The organism is Budvicia aquatica DSM 5075 = ATCC 35567 (assembly GCF_000427805.1).
GTDB classification, from domain to species: domain Bacteria; phylum Pseudomonadota; class Gammaproteobacteria; order Enterobacterales; family Enterobacteriaceae; genus Budvicia; species Budvicia aquatica.
The window spans coordinates 171,485-187,627 of sequence record NZ_ATYS01000002.1; the positions used below are offsets into that span (position 1 = coordinate 171,485).

Consider the following 16,143-nt stretch of genomic DNA (forward strand, 5'->3'; position numbering starts at 1 on the left):
CATAACAACATCTTCAGGAAGAGACAAAAATGGGTATAAGTTTTGATAAAGCATTGGGTGTTCATCCGTCGGCAGTACAACTTCGTCTTGTCAGGGCTGAGTTACTGTCTACGAATTTGGCCAATGTGGATACGCCCAACTTTCAGGCTAAAGATATAAATTTTGCCGCAGAAATGCAACGTACAAAATTTTCATCAGGCATGCGGAGTTCTCCGGAAGTGATGTATCGCATACCTCACCAGCCGTCTCAGGATGGCAATACAGTAGCGTTAAACGTTGAACAGGCTGCCTTTTCAGAAAACAGCCTGGACTATCAAACCAGCTTAACTTTTCTCAATATGAAATTGGGTGGGTTAAAAAAAGCGATTGAAGGGAAGTAATAATGTCCTTTTCCTCGATTTATCGGGTATCTGGTTCGGCCATGACGGCTCAAACCATTCGACTCAATACCATTGCCAGTAACCTGGCCAATGCTGAGTCTCCGGCAGAAACAGAAGGTGCGGTGTATAAAGCCCGTCGTCCGGTATTTTCTGCCGTTTATGAAAATAGCCAACTGATGACCAACGGTCGCCCTGCCGGCGCCAGCGTTCAGGTGTTGGATGTGATAGAGACCGGTGGCGCGGTACAACGCTTCGAACCCGGTCATCCGATGGCCGACCAAGCAGGGTATGTGTATTACCCGGACATCAGCGTAGTAGAAGAGATGGCCGATATGATGTCGGCTTCACGTAGCTTTGAAACTAACGTTGAAGTTTTAAACAGTGTGAAAAGTATGCAGCAAAGCTTACTTAAATTAGGAGAAGGGTAATGGATCTTAATGTCGACAACACGCGCAACTATAGTGGTTCAGGCAATGAGCGCGCGGGTGTTCAGAATAACGGTGCGGGTGAACTCAACAACCTGTTTATGACATTACTTGTTGCACAGATCCAGAATCAGGATCCGCTAAATCCAACCGACGGGACCGAGTATGTCGGGCAGCTAGCTCAAATGACTCAGGTCCAGTCAATGGAAACTATGTCTAAGCTGATGCAAAACAATTCAGTGCTGATGGATAACCTTCAAGTGTTATCAACCGCCGGATTAGTTGGTCAGTCAGTGATGGTTCAGACCGATACCATTCAGGTTGAGGACCAAGAAATTAATGGTCGTTTAACGCTGGGCCAGAGTGCCAACGTGGTTACCGTCACAGTCAAAGATTCTGCCGGCGTGCAGCATAAGATTGAACTGGGTAAACAAGAATCAGGAAGCGTGGACTTCACTATTAATCCGAAAGAGCTGGGTCTTGCGCCCGGTGAGTACACCATTAGCGTGGTTACCGACATAGGGGAAGAAAATGTTCCGGTGGAAATCGCGGGAACGGTGAATAACGTCCGCATTCCATTAGAGGGTGGTTCGGCCTTGGTTAACGTCTCCGGCTTAGGCGAAGTGCCTTTCTATAAGGTGAGCCAGTTTGGTCCTACCAACAACCCGTCATCAAATAATCCAAAACAAGGAGTTTTAAGCTAATGAGTTTTAACATTGCTAACAGCGGCCTGAATGCCGTAACCGAACAGCTGACGTCGATCAGTAACAATATCGCCAACTCAGGAACCGTGGGTTACAAATCTTCACGAGCGGAGTTTTCTTCTATTTATGCTCAGTCGCAGCCGTTAGGGGTTTCCGTTTCCGGCGTTTCTCAAAGTATTACCCGTGGTGGTGATATCAGCGCCGGTTCAAGCCCGCTGGACCTTGCTATCAGCGGTAATGGTTTCTTTGTGGTACGCGATAGTGCCGGTACCACCAGCTATACCCGCGCAGGTTACTTCGGTTTCGATAAAGAAGGTTTTATCGTTAACAATAACGATATGAAAATTCAAGGTTACCCGGTAGATGCCAATGGCAATCTTCAGGTTGGTACCGTTTCTGACCTTCAGGTCAGCACCGGTTCAATTCCGGCTAAAGCAACGGACAGCCTGAACTTTACGGCTAACTTTGATGCAGAAGCGACCATTCCGGCTAAAACCCCGTTCGATCCGGCAGACAGAGATAGCTTTAATAACTCTTATACCACTCAGGTATTTGACTCATTAGGTCGTGAGCACACCATGACCCAGTATTTTGTTAAAACCGGTGAGAATGAGTGGGAAGCCCATTACAGCGTCGACGGTCAAACAACCGGTACGCCGACTACGTTACAGTTTGACCAAAACGGCGTGATGATCGCACCGACGGGGAATGTGGATATCACAACGCCGGTATCCGGCGCACAAGACCTGAATATTTCAATTAACTACGGTGGCAGCAGCCAGTTTGGTTCAGGGTTCAGCGTTTCAAATAACGCCAGCAACGGTTTTGCCTCAGCAGAACGTACCGGTGTTCAAATCGATAAAGACGGTACTGTTTATGCAACCTATAGCAACGGCGAACGTATGCTACAGGGGCAGTTAGTGCTGGCTAACTTTACCAATGCCAACGGTCTGGCACCGAAAGACGGCACCAGCTGGTCACAAACCTCTTCTTCCGGTAACCCGATTATTGGAACGCCGGGCAGCGGCCTGTTGGGGTCAGTTCAGTCATATGCACTGGAAGGCTCAAACGTCGATTTAACCGCCGAGTTGGTTAACCTGATGACGGCACAGCGTAACTATCAGGCAAATACCAAAGTTATTTCCACCAATGACAGCATGATGCAATCGCTGTTCCAGGCTATTTAATAGGTAAGTTATGGATCCTTTAATTTATACCGCTGTCAGCGGCGCTAATCAGGCGTTATCGAAGCAGCAGATCAGCGCAAACAACTTAGCTAATGCCAATACTCAGGGGTTTAGAGCCGATCTGGCACAGGCCGCATCCCGTCAGGTTATGGGTGCTGGATTTGACAGTCGTTATCTTGTTGAAGGACAGAACGGTGGCGTTGATATGACGCCCGGTTCGATTATCCAGACTGGCCGCGGGCTGGACGTAGCAATTCAGGGACGAGGATTAATCGCTTTGCAAGATGGCGATCGTGAAGTCTACACCCGTGACGGGAATATCGAGATTGAAGAAGACGGAAGTTTAACGGTTGGCGGCATGCCCGTTTTAGGCGATGGCGGACCTATCGTACTTCCTCCTTTTGCCTCGGTGGACATTGGCCGTGACGGAACCATCTCGATTACGCCTGACGACGGCAATATGGCAGCAGTAATGGATGTGGATCGCATTAAGCTGGTGGATATTGCGGCTAATCAGCTGAGTAAAGATAACAGCGGGCTGCTGATTTCTAATGCCGGCGCTGTACCGCGTGACGAAGCGGTTCAGGTTATTGGCCAGCATTTAGAAGGCAGTAACGTGTCAGCGATTACTGAAATGGTATCCACCGTGTCATTGAACCGTCAGTTTGAAGCCCAAATCAAAATGATGAAAGCGGCTGAAGAACTGGCTCAGGCTGGTAACAAGCTAATCCGTAACGGTTAAACCACCGTTTGAGCGTGCTTCCGGATGGCCGGGAGTACCCACTCCCGAAATAACGAGACTAAGGAACGATCAGAATGAATCCAGCATTGTGGATTAGTAAAACGGGTCTGGCGGCACAAGATGCCAAGATGAACGCAATCTCCAATAACCTGGCTAACGTTAACACCACCGGTTTTAAGCGGGATCGCGTCGTTTTTGAAGACCTGTTTTACCAAACGGCAAGAGCACCGGGTACTCAGCTCGATCAGGCCAATATGGCACCGACCGGCGTTCAGTACGGTAGCGGTGTCAATATTATCGGTACCCAGAAGCAATTTACCGTTGGCAGTATGCAGACCACCGGACAGAGCCTGGATGTGGCGATTACCGGGCAGGGATTCTTCCAAGTAGAAACCCCGGATGGTGATATTGCTTACACCCGCGCCGGTAATTTACAGGTTAATGCTGACGGTACGATTGTTACCGCTCAGGGTCTGCCGTTACTGCCACAAATTGAGCTGCCACCGAATACCTCTTCGGTCACCATCGGTACCGACGGAACGGTTTCTGCCATTGTTGGCGGTGAAACCGACCCGGCTGAACTGGGTCAGATAACGCTGGTGAACTTTGTTAATCCGGCCGGTTTAAACGCCATTGGCGGTAACTTATATAAAGAGACTGCTGCCAGCGGTGAAGCGGTAGAAGGCGTTCCCGGTGAAGAAGCTTTCGGGCAACTGAAACAAGGCACACTGGAAGGTTCTAACGTGCAGGTTGTTGAAGAAATGGTGGATATGATCACCGTTCAACGCGCCTATGAAATGAATGCCAAGATGGTTTCTGCCGCCGACGATATGCTGAAGTTTATTACTCAGAGCATGTAATTAGCGCTGAGTTTTTCGTAGGTTTTGTCCGCGAAGAGTGCGTTGGAATAGCGGTATTTCCTGGCGGACAAAGGGCGGTGATTTGGGCACTGTCGTTGTCATTAACCTCCGGCGTATGAAAGTACGCCCTTATGAACTTTGAATTGTAGCTAACGTGATGAAAAAATTATTTATTTTGCTATGTAGTCTTCCTTTATTTATCAGCCTGGCGGGCTGCGAAAGCCCAGCCATGCTGGTGACTAAAGACGATGCTGCTTTTGCACCGCCAGAAAATCTTAGCGCTGCTCAGCCAGTGGTCAGCGGTGGCGGGCTATATCAAACCGGTTATAACTGGACGTTGGTTCAAGATCGCCGGGCTTACCGGGTTGGCGATATTTTGACTATCAAGCTGGATGAATCAACGCAATCGAGCAAGCAGGCCAGAACGAATTTTGGTAAGAAAAATGATGTGTCTATCGGCGCGCCTGAAGTTTTCGGCCACACCATAGACAACCTGAGCGGCTCTGTTTCGGGTAATCGTAACTTTAACGGTAATGGCACGTCCCAGCAGCAAAACATGCTCAGAGGCTCTATTTCTGTTGCCGTTCATAAAGTCCTGCCTAACGGCGTGCTGGAAGTCCGTGGTGAAAAGTGGCTTACCCTAAATCAGGGCGATGAATATATGCGCGTTACCGGTTTGGTCAGAGCCGAAGACGTTGAACGGGATAATTCAATATCATCCCAGCGAATTGCGAATGCCCGGATCTCTTATGCCGGCCGCGGAGCGCTTAGCGATGCGAATGCAGCGGGTTGGTTAACGCGCTTCTTTAACCATCCGGTGTTCCCTATTTAATGATTAATCTGATTATTGAGGATGTAGGTACAAAATATGTTAAGGATTAAACGCTCGCTGTGTGCGGCAATCACGGCACTTTCATTGGTCGTGCCACAGGCTTTTAGCCAAACGGTCGGTAACCTGGTTGATGTTCAGGGGGTTCGTGGTAACCAACTGGTGGGATACAGCTTGGTTGTTGGCCTTGACGGTACGGGTGATAAAAATCAGGTGAAATTCACCAGCCAGTCCGTGACCAATATGCTTCGTCAGTTCGGCGTTCAGATGCCGGCCAAAATTGACCCTAAGGTAAAGAACGTGGCTGCAGTTGCTATCAGCGCCACGCTGCCACCTATGTATGCGCGTGGTCAGACTATTGACGTCACGGTTTCATCTATTGGTGATGCAAAGAGCTTACGCGGCGGAACATTACTGCTAGCTCAACTGCGCGGTGCTGACGGTGAAGTTTATGCATTAGCACAGGGCAATGTGGTTGTCGGTGGCGTTAGCGCTCAGGGCAAAAGTGGCTCGAGCGTGACGATTAATACAACCACCGCAGGTCGCGTACCTAACGGTGCCAGCATTGAGCGTGAAATTCCAAGCGACTTTAATACCAATAACCAGATAATTCTTAACTTGAAACGCCCGAGCTTTAAAACGGCTAATAACATCGCGGTTGCGATTAATCAGGCTTTCGGTGGCACAACCGCTTCAGCTCAAAGCGCGACCAATATTTCGGTCGTTGCTCCGATGGACCCCAGCGCCCGCGTTACATTTATGTCAATGCTGGAAGAGCTCAAAGTGGATTCAGGTCCTCAGCCGGCACGGGTGGTATTTAACGCCAGAACTGGCACGGTGGTTATGGGTGAAGGCGTGGTTGTTCGCGCAGCCGCGGTAGCTCACGGTAACCTTTCAGTCACCATTGAAGAGCGCCAGAACGTGAGCCAACCGAACTCGTTTGGCCGAGGCCAGACGGCTATCACGCCGGAAAGTGATGTTAGCGTGAATCAGCAGGGTGCTCAGATGGTGAAAATCCCCGCCGGTACCAGCCTGAAATCGATTGTAAATACTATTAACAGTCTGGGTGCGACGCCTGACGATGTGATGTCAATTCTGCAATCTTTACATGAAGCCGGTGCTTTAGATGCTGAACTGGTTGTGATTTAAAAGGGCTGAATATGATTAACGCAATAGGTTCAAGTAACGCCGGCAATACCATTGCCGGTGATTTAACCGGCAGCGCCAGGCCGACAAATATTGAACAGGCCGCTCAGGAGTTTGAAGCCATCTTCTTACGTTCAATGCTACAACAGATGCGTAAAGCAGCCGATGTATTAGCGGCAGATGACGATCCGTTTAACAGTAAGCAGCAGCGCATGATGCGTGATTTTTACGACGACACGCTGGCGACTAATTTGGCCTCCCAGCGCAGCGGTGGTATCGCCAACTTGCTGATTCAGCAATTGGGCGGTAACAACGCCACAGCTGAAGTCGAATAAGTATTTAAGTCTGGCTGAGTTTGGCCGCTTTAAACAGTAAAGAAGCTATATCAATAGCGGCAAATTGAACATCAATGACCGGCCAGACTGATTTTGACGGCACCGGGAATGACATAACGTGAGATGCAAAAAATGAAGTTAATTAATATCGCTTACACCGGAGCACAGGCTGCACAAGCCAAATTGAATACGACGGCAATGAATACGGCCAATGCCTATACGCCGGGCTATAGCCGTCAGCGTGTGGAGGTCAGCGCCTTAGGCGGTTACGGCATGTCAGCAGGAAGCGGCGTAGAAGTTACGGGTATTCGTCGGATTTCAGATCAGTACCTGACAAATCAGGTCTGGCGCGCTAATAGCGAAACCGGTTATTTCACTATGGGCCAGCAGTACATCGGGGCCTTAGAGCAGATTATTGGTGCTGAGAGTACCGGATTAGGCTACGGCCTGGATAAATTCTTTGCCTCTCTGAATTCGGCTACCACAACGCCTGAAAACCGAGCGCTGCGTGAGCAAGTGATTAATGAAGCCAACGCGATGGCGACGCGCTTCAACAGCATTAATAACTTTATTAATACCCAGAAAGACAATATTACTACCCAGCGTAATAGCACTCTGGAAAGCATTAATTCTCTGACCAGTAATATTGCTGAGTTTAACCGTCATATTAGTGAGCTGGAAGCTAAAGGTCATAACGTTAATACGCTGCGCGATGAGCGCGATGAGTTAGTTAATGAGCTGAGTGGCCTGGTAGACGTACGGGTTAATGAAACTTCTGACGGTTCTTACACGGTTTCACTGGTTGACGGACAACCGCTGGTTAGCGGACGAAATTCATCAACTTTAAAGATGGGTACCGATAGTAACGGTGCGCCGGCAATGGAACTGACCTTCTCTGGTACCACTTTCGGCGTTGATATGTCTACCGGTGGCCAATTAGGTGCGCTGCATGACTACGAAGTCGGTACTTTGGGTGAAATGCAGGCCACGGTTACCAGCATGGCTAAGTTGATTGCTGATACATTTAACGATCAACTGGCTCAAGGTTTTGACCTTAACGGTAATCCGGGTAAACCTCTGTTTGTGTTTGATCCGAATAACCCGCGTGGAATGCTGCAGGTTAATGATATTAGTGCCGAAGAGTTGGCATTTTCTGATACTGCAGGGGAAGACGGTAACGGTAAAAACTTGCAGGCGCTGATTGGAATTAAAAACCAAACTATGGCGATTGATGGCTTGGGCAATATGAGCCTGAACGATGCCAGCGCCGCGATTGTTAGCCGGGTTGGTATTGCCAGTCGCCAAAATCAGGTGGAGCTCAGAGCGGCATCGGCGGTCCAGTTTGAGGCTATCTCTCAACGCGATAGCGTAAGCGGCGTGAGTATGGACGAAGAGGCAGTCAATCTTTTGACCTATACCAAGGCTTACCAGTCTAACCTGAAGGTTATGGCAACCGGTGACCAGATATTTTCTGACTTACTGGCACTGTTTTAAGTCAGGTCTAACAGCCTGAACACCAATAGGGTCGAGCCCGTAAGTACGAATAATGTGTAACGGAGCAAATTCCGCACAACACAAACGATAAAGGAATAATGATAATGCGTGTAACTAGCTTAAATACTGCTGCGACAATGATGAGAAACATTAATAATAATGCCTCATCTATGAACAAGCTGATGGACCAAATGGCTCAACAGACTCGTCTGTTAGTTCCTTCAGACGATCCGATTGCCAGCACTCGCATGATACAAATCAGCCGTGAGCAGGCCGCTATCGGCCAATATAAAAGCAATATTAGTACGGTCTCAGGCAGCTTAGCCCAGCAAGAAACTCATATGGATTCGATCAATAAGCAGCTTTTAGCGATGCGTGACAAACTATTGATCGCATCGAACGGCACGAATACTTCGGAAAATATGGACGGATATGGCAACGAGTTACAGGCCATGATGGAGTCTATCGTTGCAGAGCTGAACACTAAGAATGAAGACGGTCGTTATATCTTCTCCGGTACTAAAACGTCGGAACAAACCGTAATGTTTGATGAAGCATCAGGCAAATATGTGTTTCAGGGCAATAATGAGCAGCGTGAGAGTACGGTGGCTAACGGTATTGATATTAAAGAGAACACTACCGTAGGTGACGTGTTCTTTAACGGTAATGATGACCTGCTGAACGACTTAAATTCGCTGGTTGGTATGCTAAAAGATCCGAACACTGACTTTAATTCGCCAGAGTTTAACGATGCGATGAAGAACATGATTGATACCGTTGATAACGGAATTGGTTCTGTTGCGTCTAAGATAACCGGATTAGGCGGGCGCCAAAATACTATTTCTATGCTGAACGATACTCATGTCGATGTTGCTACCTCTAATGAGTTGATTCAGAAAGATCTGTCCGATCTGGATTATCCGACGGCGTCAATAAAGCTGAATGGATATCTTCTGGCAGCCCAAGCGACCCAGGCTACCTATGTGAAGATTAATAATTTATCGTTGTTTGATGCCATCTAACTGAGAGTGCTATGCAAGTAGGTTTACAGTCCCCTAACAGTTTTGGTACCGCTTCCGCGTTAGCGCGGGGGCAGGTTTCTCGTACTGCCAACGTTGGTCAGGTGAATGCAGTTGCTGATAGCAAACTGACAAATTTCCCTGATTCGCCGTTTATTTCAACTCAGCCGTTACGTTACAACGTGCAGTTAAATGAACAGCTAACGTCCGTTCAGCAGGCCGATAATTTTCTGCGTAAAGTAGAGAATCACCTGCTGGCACTACGCCAGGGCGTTTCTACTAATAATAGCCAGTATCAAAAACATGCAGATAGCCTGAACACGCTGTTGAATAATCGCAATAAGCTTTCTGGCGGAACGGTCGATCGTCAGCTAAATGCGATATTAGGGGAAAAACCACCTCAGGTTAATTTTTCCCTACAGGGAATTAATAACGTGCTGCAAAAATCACAGCAGGAAACGCTGATTTTTTCTTTAGCCGGGCAAAAGCGGGATATTACCGCGGTAACAATTAAAGATGACAGCTCTCCACAGCAGATTTTACGTAGTTTGAATCTTGGTCTGGGGCGTTTTGGCGTACAGGGGCGTTCGCCTGACGGCCAGCAGGTGGTTTTTTCAGTTAATGAAAGCCAATGGGGGCGAGTTTCTGAGCATCTAAGCGTTCGCGGAGAAGGGCAACGTTACCCTGACGGCGTATTTTATCCGGTTAAAACCGTGGCCGAAGTGGCCCCGGAAGATGTGATTAATAAGCTGAAAACTAACGCTGTTCCGGCCAAAAGCCAGCTTGGTGATATTCAGAACATTCTGGAGCATGTGAACGGCCAGCGTCGCCAACTGATGCAGCACAAAGATAATGTGCGTTCGCGCATTGACGGTATGGCAACGTTTCAGAATGACGGCGATGCGCTTCAGGCATCATCATTACTGGCAGATAAACTGAGTTCAGGTACGCAGGATTATAAAACCATTACTCAAGCGATTGCCGGTCAGGCAAACGTACGGAGCCTGACGGTGAGAAACTTACTTGGCTAATCTGATTTTAGCCTAAGGACAAAGCAGCGAGTGTTAGCAACCACTTTGCACTTAGGCTGAAGAATCATTAACAGTTACTGCTTATCAGCTGCGTCTGGTTTTTTATCAGTAGCCGGTGCCGCAGGAGGCGTGTTTTCTAGCGGTTTGGTTGTTGTTTTAATGCTTTTAAACAGCGGAGGCGTGTACTCCAGCTTGGCGCTTTTCGGGTGAACAAAAACCAGACCATTCTGTGAAATAATGACCTGATTCTTTTCATTCTGAAAGCTGTTCAACAACATTATCCGATTGGTTGTCCCGTCAATAAGGCTATCGATCAGCCTGTTTTTCTGCGGGCTATTGTAGTAAATCGGTAGGAACTTGAAATCAGTTCCGCCACTGTTATTCTTTTCCAGCTTCATGTCTCCTTTCATGATAAAACGACTATCGCTAGGCGTTGTTATCGAGATAAGGAAACTGTTGTTTCCCGGAAACATTCTAACGTCATAAACTTCTTCTTGTTCAGACAACAAATCATAAAAGCCCATCTGAGATTTTAGGTCAAGATCTTCTACAACGGCTATATCAGACTCATTAGGAGGCCCATTGGCATGTGTTCTGGCAATGAATGAGACACTAATCACCATGAATAATGCCAATACAGTGGCTTTAGCTATGGCACGCGGATAATTCATTTAACTTCCTTTCGATTTCCCGTAAAACAAGGTCGTTTAAACGGTCATTATTGATGCGCCAGTGGAAGATATTCATACTCAGTTCTTTATGTTCACAGCTGGTTTTAATTGAAAACGTATAGTGCAAAATAGGGTCGGACGCACGGTAATAGGCATCCAGCGTCGCGTTGTTTTTCTCCAATAATTCATTGATTCGCTCAAGCGATGATTTTAAGCGTTCAGGTATATTATAGGCAGTTTGCCGGGTTGATTGAGTATTTTTAGAGACCCGGTACAGACTGATATTATCATAAGGCTGCTCGTTCTCTTTTGTGACGTTCATTGCCGTTAGGCTGTCCTGTGGTGAGTCAGGGTTAAAGAAAAATACCCCAATCACAAAGGCCGCTACAATAACGGCACCAATCAGAAAATAGAAAGGGTAGCTCCGACTAAAATGCACGCCTTTAGGCGGTATATTGGCAACGGCTGGAAGATTTTTGACCTGCTTGGCTGAACTCTCTGCATCATTCTCAGATACCGGTGCCAACTGCCACCCGGTATAGCCCGGAATCTCATTATTCTGGGCTGCCTCGGCATCGCCATCGGTTGATGCTTCAACTGAAAATGGTTCATCGGAACTCTCTTCATCAGGCACTTCATCTTCCAGATATTCACAGTACTCTTTTTCTAGCAGGTAGCCTTTTTTCGGGATGGTTTTGATTACTTTTTGATTTTTACCATCATCTTCAAGAGCGGCTCTTAATGCATGAATCGCGTTCGGTAAGCTGTTATTACCGATAATGCGTTTCTCCCAGACTAAGGCAGTCAGGCGTTCTCTGGAGAGTACAATGCCAGCGTGCTGGGCAAGAGTTTCCAGTAATTTTAGTTGGTATTCACCTAGGCGCTTAACTTCATTTGTATCCTTGTGAATGATAGAGCCCGAGGCGTGATCTATTAACCAACCATTGATGAAACAGCGTGTGTTATGTGCTTTCATTATTGAATGAGTAAAAACCTTTTCAAGTGGCGCATTCATTACGCGAAAAACTAATAATTGAAACTATCCAGAAAGAGGTGAAAAGGGATAGAACTCTCTCTTATATTAAGCCCAATTTTAGTTAAATTGCCGAAGAGTCCATTCTTAAAGGAGAACAACATAACAGTGCATCACACTTCATCTAAAAAATGTTAAGTCATCTTAACATGTTAGTTCAAAAGCGAGTGTTGAATTACCTTAGCGGGTTCCTATTGCTACGGGGCCATATTACTACTTTAATTGTTTCAAATAATCAATATAAGGCAAATAATATTTTATTAATAGTTGTAACTGAATGAAACCGCTTTTACATAAGCGTGAGTGCTCTGTTTTTTATTTAACATTTTATTTTTATAATGTATTGATAAATATAATTATTAATATAAATCCATTCTAAGTGTGTGGCTATATTTTAATTAATGTTTTCGAATGTGTGTGTAATGCCTGAGATGTGTGATTAATGTTAAATTAATGTTAAATTTAGGGTTGATTGATGAGGGGGTATCGCACAAGAAATATCCCATTTGCTATTTTTATCTATTTTTATAAAGGATAAATGAGCGTTTGGAATAAGTTATACTCGTAATATGGGTTATTTTTATGTCGGATAGGCCAGTGCTTATTCTAAATATAAAGAGGTATATCCCATAAAATAATTTTTATTGTCATTTTGTGCTATCGAATAATTAATTCATTATATATAAACTATGCTTTAATTAGCATGATGTTTACTTAATGGTGTAAATAGCATTTTATTCTGAATGTAAATTCCTAGAGCTAGGTGTGTTTAATCGCTTTATTGTTTGATTTTTTTTAGGAAAGTTTGGTTTTTCCCGCCACGTCTGGTTATATCTTCTATATGAAGCGTTATGGATAGTCGTTGATATTATCGATCTAAATTTATTTCTATTTAATTTTAACCGTCATTGTGTCGTTTATCTCTGGTACTAGCCATTATGGATAGAAACTAAACTTACTTATCTGGAGATAAATAAATGTCATTATCAATTTTTACTAATGCTTCATCCATGGCTTCAACTAACGCGTTGAACAAATCAAACAATGCATTAGCGACAGCGATGGAACGCCTGGGTACGGGTAAACGTATCAACTCTGCCGCTGATGACGCAGCTGGTCTGCAAATTGCCACCCGCTTACAGGCTCAATCAAACGGTATGGGCGTTGCTCAACGTAATATTTCTGACGCAACGGCCATGCTGCAAACTGCCGAAGGTGCATTTGATGAAGTGACTAATATCATGCACCGTATGAAAGACCTGGCAACTCAGGCATCGAACGGCACTAACACCGATAAAGATTTGACCTCTATGCAGTCTGAATTTAAAGAGCTGGGTACCGAGCTGGGTAATATTATGAGTAACACCTCTTACAGCGGCGATAAGCTTTTCACTAAGCTGGGTACTGCGGTTGATTTCCAAATTGGTGCGTCATCGTCAGAGAAAATGACTTTAGATATTGCTACTGACTTGGGCAAAGTTACTACCACGACGACCGCTCTGGGAACGGCATCTATTGCAACGGGTACAGACGCCAGTGCTATGATCGACACATTAAATGGTGCTCTGGATGAAGTCAGTACCGTGCGTTCATCTTTAGGTGCCAACATTAACCGTCTGGGCCACACGTCAAACAACCTGTCTAATATGAAAGACAATACCGACGTGGCTATCGGTAATATCATGGACGCAGACTTTGCCGCTGAAGCCTCTAATATGACCCGTAACCAGATGCTGTCTCAAACCAGCATGTCAATGCTCAAGCAGTCTAACAGCATGTCAGGTATGGTAATGTCTCTGCTGGGATAATATTTCCGTCAGATTATATTAAGAGAGCACCGCCTTGATGGCGGTGTTTTTTTTATCTCGAATTTGTTACGCGCTGAGATCAATATTGGCGAGTTTTTTATTAATGTCAGAAAGCAATAAGAAGTAATAGGTATATCGGCACTTGTTTGATTGTTTATTATCTTTTTGAAAAATAACTAATTTTATAAATTAACTGAAAAAAATTGTTTTCGGATTTAATTTTCTCACTACCTGTGTCGTTTATATTCAGTACTAACCACTATGGATAGAAATTAAATTTACTTTCAGGAGAAATACTAATGTCATTATCAATTTTCACTAACGCATCGTCCATGGCTTCAACCAATGCACTGAATAAATCAAACGGTGCATTAGCGACAGCGATGGAGCGTCTGGGTACCGGTAAGCGTATTAACTCAGCTGCTGATGACGCTGCAGGCCTGCAAATTGCCACTCGCTTACAGGCTCAGTCAAACGGTATGGGCGTAGCTCAGCGTAATATTTCTGACGCAACGGCGATGCTGCAAACGGCTGAAGGTGCATTTGATGAAGTCACTAACATCCTGCACCGTATGAAAGACCTGTCTACTCAGGCATCGAACGGTACTAACACTGATAAAGATTTAACCTCTATGCAGTCTGAATTTGGTGAGTTAAGCAAAGAGTTAACCAATATCATGGAGAACACCTCTTACAGCGGCGACAAATTATTTGGTACTGATAAGTTAGGTAGTGCTGTAACGTTCCAAATTGGTGCCAGCTCAAGTGAAACCATGGAATTAGACCTGAGTGCAACGCTGACTGCGCTGAATACCGAGCTGAAAACCACCGTTGGCGGTGGCGATATCAGTGCCAGTGCTGATGCTAACACGATGATCACCACCATCAATACCGCGCTGGACAACGTCAGTGGCGTGCGTTCAACCTTAGGTGCCAACATTAACCGCCTGGGCCACACGTCAAACAACCTGTCTAATATGAAAGACAACACCGACGTGGCTATCGGTAACATCATGGATGCAGACTTTGCCGCTGAAGCCTCTAACATGACCCGTAACCAGATGCTGTCTCAAACTAGCATGTCAATGCTCAAGCAGTCTAACAGCATGTCTGGTATGGTGATGTCTCTGCTGGGTTAATCCAAAGCGATAGAATGACGTTAAGAATGGCGCCTTTTTTAAAGGCGCCATTTTTTATTGCGCGAGTGTCTATAAGATTCTTTTAATTTCAGTAAGTTATTTATTTTAGAAATGATTAAAAAAAATCCATTTTGAATTTAATTTCTCGATGCGTTGTGCCGTCTTTATTAAGTACTAACCACATGGAATTTAGTTCTAACCAAACAACAGCATGACTGTTCTATATCAGGAGATATCACAATGTCATTATCCATTTTTACCAATGCTTCATCTATGGCTTCAACGAATGCACTGAATAAATCAAACAATGCATTAGCGACAGCAATGGAACGCTTAGGAACAGGTAAGCGTATTAACTCTGCGGCTGATGACGCTGCAGGCCTGCAAATTGCTACTCGCCTACAGGCACAGTCAAACGGTATGGGGGTTGCTCAGCGTAATATTTCTGACGCAACGGCGATGCTGCAAACTGCTGAAGGCGCATTTGATGAAGTGACTAACATCCTGCACCGTATGAAAGACCTGTCTACTCAGGCATCGAACGGCACTAACACCGATAAAGATTTAACCTCTATGCAGTCTGAATTTGGTGAGTTAAGCAAAGAATTAACCAACATTATGGATAACACCTCTTACAGCGGCGACAAATTATTTGGTGCTGATAAGTTAGGTAGTGCCGTAACGTTCCAGATTGGTGCCAGCTCAAGCGAAACCATGGAATTAGATCTGAGCACAACGCTGACTGCGCTGAACACCGAGCTGAAAACCACCGTAGGCGCTGGTGATATCAGTGCCAGTGCTGATGCTAACGCGATGATCTCTACCATCAATACCGCGCTGGATAACGTTAGTGGCGTGCGCTCAACCTTGGGTGCCAACATTAACCGCCTGGGCCACACGTCAAACAACCTGTCTAATATGAAAGACAACACCGACGTGGCTATCGGTAATATCATGGATGCAGACTTTGCCGCTGAAGCCTCTAACATGACCCGTAACCAGATGCTGTCTCAAACCAGCATGTCAATGCTTAAGCAGTCTAACAGCATGTCAGGTATGGTAATGTCACTGTTAGGCTAATGGCCCCGACAGATTGAATTAAATCAACACCGCCATTATGGCGGTGTTTTTTTTACCTAAAGTAAAGATATACCCGTTTAGGTCACATCCAATTTCCCCGCAACAAGATTTTCACCCATATCAAATATTTATTAAGTTTTCTGCCTTTTGTACCGCTTGTATTTAGTGAGATTGCGCCACATGACATTGAAGACTGTGATTTTGGGCCAGTCAGACACCAGTGGCCAGCGGAAGGAAAGTGCTAATTTCCGGTTTTATCG

The 16,143-nt window shown here is 45.7% G+C and carries 17 protein-coding genes; 15 read left to right on the forward strand and 2 right to left on the reverse strand.

Features of this window, described 5'->3' with window-relative positions; translation table 11 throughout:
• The first annotated feature begins 29 nt into the window (after positions 1–29).
• From flgB to YWE_RS0102490, 12 genes are all read left to right on the forward strand, one after another.
• Positions 30–380 carry a flagellar biosynthesis protein FlgB gene (gene flgB / locus YWE_RS0102430; protein ID WP_029093079.1) on the forward strand — a complete coding sequence of 117 codons (351 nt, stop codon included), beginning with the start codon at positions 30–32 and terminating at the stop codon, positions 378–380.
• Positions 381–382: 2 nt separating this feature from the next.
• Positions 383–808 (forward strand): flagellar basal body rod protein FlgC, encoded by a 426-nt coding sequence (gene flgC, locus YWE_RS0102435; protein ID WP_029093080.1) that lies wholly within the window; start codon positions 383–385, stop codon positions 806–808.
• The gene (gene flgD / locus YWE_RS0102440; RefSeq protein ID WP_029093081.1) at positions 808–1,509 is read left to right on the forward strand and encodes a flagellar hook assembly protein FlgD; all 702 of its coding nucleotides are present in this window, start codon (positions 808–810) and stop codon (positions 1,507–1,509) included. The genes flgC and flgD overlap by 1 nt, the downstream gene beginning before the upstream one ends.
• Positions 1,509–2,696 (forward strand): flagellar hook protein FlgE, encoded by a 1,188-nt coding sequence (flgE, locus tag YWE_RS0102445; RefSeq protein WP_029093082.1) that lies wholly within the window; start codon positions 1,509–1,511, stop codon positions 2,694–2,696. The genes flgD and flgE overlap by 1 nt, the downstream gene beginning before the upstream one ends.
• A 10-nt stretch (positions 2,697–2,706) precedes the next feature.
• Complete coding sequence (flgF, locus tag YWE_RS0102450) at positions 2,707–3,438, forward strand: flagellar basal-body rod protein FlgF (RefSeq protein ID WP_029093083.1); 732 nt, start codon at positions 2,707–2,709, stop codon at positions 3,436–3,438.
• Between the two features lie 74 nt (positions 3,439–3,512).
• On the forward strand, positions 3,513–4,298 hold the full coding sequence (gene flgG, locus YWE_RS0102455; RefSeq protein ID WP_029093084.1) for a flagellar basal-body rod protein FlgG: 786 nt from the start codon (positions 3,513–3,515) through the stop codon (positions 4,296–4,298).
• Positions 4,299–4,455: 157 nt separating this feature from the next.
• Entirely contained in the window at positions 4,456–5,130 is a 675-nt protein-coding gene (flgH, locus tag YWE_RS0102460; RefSeq protein WP_029093085.1) for a flagellar basal body L-ring protein FlgH, read from the forward strand.
• Positions 5,131–5,166: 36 nt separating this feature from the next.
• On the forward strand, positions 5,167–6,276 hold the full coding sequence (locus YWE_RS0102465) for a flagellar basal body P-ring protein FlgI (RefSeq protein WP_036014782.1): 1,110 nt from the start codon (positions 5,167–5,169) through the stop codon (positions 6,274–6,276).
• 11 nt (positions 6,277–6,287) lie between these two features.
• On the forward strand, positions 6,288–6,608 hold the full coding sequence (locus YWE_RS0102470) for a rod-binding protein (RefSeq protein WP_029093087.1): 321 nt from the start codon (positions 6,288–6,290) through the stop codon (positions 6,606–6,608).
• A 132-nt stretch (positions 6,609–6,740) separates the two neighbouring features.
• Positions 6,741–8,102: a flagellar hook-associated protein FlgK gene (gene flgK / locus YWE_RS0102480; RefSeq protein ID WP_029093088.1), complete on the forward strand. Its 1,362-nt coding sequence runs from the start codon at positions 6,741–6,743 to the stop codon at positions 8,100–8,102.
• 104 nt (positions 8,103–8,206) lie between these two features.
• A complete protein-coding gene (flgL, locus tag YWE_RS0102485) occupies positions 8,207–9,124 on the forward strand; it encodes a flagellar hook-associated protein FlgL (RefSeq protein ID WP_029093089.1) in 918 nt (305 codons plus the stop codon).
• An 11-nt stretch (positions 9,125–9,135) separates the two neighbouring features.
• Positions 9,136–10,152 carry a hypothetical protein gene (locus YWE_RS0102490; protein ID WP_029093090.1) on the forward strand — a complete coding sequence of 339 codons (1,017 nt, stop codon included), beginning with the start codon at positions 9,136–9,138 and terminating at the stop codon, positions 10,150–10,152.
• Between the two features lie 74 nt (positions 10,153–10,226).
• On the opposite strand, the gene YWE_RS0102495 is transcribed toward YWE_RS0102490, so the two are convergent.
• Together YWE_RS0102495 and YWE_RS0102500 are read right to left on the reverse strand one after the other, a co-directional pair.
• On the reverse strand, positions 10,227–10,823 hold the full coding sequence (locus YWE_RS0102495) for a hypothetical protein (RefSeq protein WP_029093091.1): 597 nt from the start codon (positions 10,821–10,823) through the stop codon (positions 10,227–10,229).
• A complete protein-coding gene (locus tag YWE_RS0102500) occupies positions 10,798–11,799 on the reverse strand; it encodes a transcriptional regulator (RefSeq protein WP_036014790.1) in 1,002 nt (333 codons plus the stop codon). Before YWE_RS0102500 ends, YWE_RS0102495 begins: the two co-directional genes overlap by 26 nt.
• Positions 11,800–12,833: 1,034 nt before the next feature.
• On the opposite strand from YWE_RS0102500, the gene YWE_RS0102505 reads away from it, so the two are divergent.
• The 3 genes from YWE_RS0102505 to lafA all read left to right on the forward strand — a co-directional run bounded on the left by YWE_RS0102505 (position 12,834) and on the right by lafA (position 15,883).
• A complete protein-coding gene (locus YWE_RS0102505) occupies positions 12,834–13,664 on the forward strand; it encodes a flagellin N-terminal helical domain-containing protein (RefSeq protein ID WP_029093093.1) in 831 nt (276 codons plus the stop codon).
• A gap of 299 nt (positions 13,665–13,963) precedes the next feature.
• Positions 13,964–14,803, forward strand: coding sequence for a flagellin N-terminal helical domain-containing protein (locus YWE_RS0102510; protein WP_029093094.1), 840 nt, complete (start codon positions 13,964–13,966; stop codon positions 14,801–14,803).
• Positions 14,804–15,043: 240 nt separating this feature from the next.
• Positions 15,044–15,883: a lateral flagellin LafA gene (lafA, locus tag YWE_RS0102515; RefSeq protein ID WP_029093095.1), complete on the forward strand. Its 840-nt coding sequence runs from the start codon at positions 15,044–15,046 to the stop codon at positions 15,881–15,883.
• The last annotated feature ends 260 nt before the right edge of the window (positions 15,884–16,143 follow it).

Excerpts from the sequence above, each read along its gene's own strand:
- flgB (WP_029093079.1), top strand. The coding sequence starts at position 30 with ATGGGTATAAGTTTTGATAAAGCATTGGGTGTTCATCCGTCGGCAGTA.
- flgK (WP_029093088.1), top strand. The coding sequence starts at position 6,741 with ATGAAGTTAATTAATATCGCTTACACCGGAGCACAGGCTGCACAAGCC.
- YWE_RS0102495 (WP_029093091.1), bottom strand. The coding sequence starts at position 10,823 with ATGAATTATCCGCGTGCCATAGCTAAAGCCACTGTATTGGCATTATTC.
- YWE_RS0102510 (WP_029093094.1), top strand. The coding sequence starts at position 13,964 with ATGTCATTATCAATTTTCACTAACGCATCGTCCATGGCTTCAACCAAT.
- flgD (WP_029093081.1), top strand. The coding sequence starts at position 808 with ATGGATCTTAATGTCGACAACACGCGCAACTATAGTGGTTCAGGCAAT.
- flgC (WP_029093080.1), top strand. The coding sequence starts at position 383 with ATGTCCTTTTCCTCGATTTATCGGGTATCTGGTTCGGCCATGACGGCT.
- YWE_RS0102490 (WP_029093090.1), top strand. The coding sequence starts at position 9,136 with ATGCAAGTAGGTTTACAGTCCCCTAACAGTTTTGGTACCGCTTCCGCG.
- YWE_RS0102505 (WP_029093093.1), top strand. The coding sequence starts at position 12,834 with ATGTCATTATCAATTTTTACTAATGCTTCATCCATGGCTTCAACTAAC.
- flgF (WP_029093083.1), top strand. The coding sequence starts at position 2,707 with ATGGATCCTTTAATTTATACCGCTGTCAGCGGCGCTAATCAGGCGTTA.
- flgE (WP_029093082.1), top strand. The coding sequence starts at position 1,509 with ATGAGTTTTAACATTGCTAACAGCGGCCTGAATGCCGTAACCGAACAG.
- lafA (WP_029093095.1), top strand. The coding sequence starts at position 15,044 with ATGTCATTATCCATTTTTACCAATGCTTCATCTATGGCTTCAACGAAT.
- flgG (WP_029093084.1), top strand. The coding sequence starts at position 3,513 with ATGAATCCAGCATTGTGGATTAGTAAAACGGGTCTGGCGGCACAAGAT.
- YWE_RS0102465 (WP_036014782.1), top strand. The coding sequence starts at position 5,167 with ATGTTAAGGATTAAACGCTCGCTGTGTGCGGCAATCACGGCACTTTCA.
- flgH (WP_029093085.1), top strand. The coding sequence starts at position 4,456 with ATGAAAAAATTATTTATTTTGCTATGTAGTCTTCCTTTATTTATCAGC.
- flgL (WP_029093089.1), top strand. The coding sequence starts at position 8,207 with ATGCGTGTAACTAGCTTAAATACTGCTGCGACAATGATGAGAAACATT.
- YWE_RS0102500 (WP_036014790.1), bottom strand. The coding sequence starts at position 11,799 with ATGAAAGCACATAACACACGCTGTTTCATCAATGGTTGGTTAATAGAT.
- YWE_RS0102470 (WP_029093087.1), top strand. The coding sequence starts at position 6,288 with ATGATTAACGCAATAGGTTCAAGTAACGCCGGCAATACCATTGCCGGT.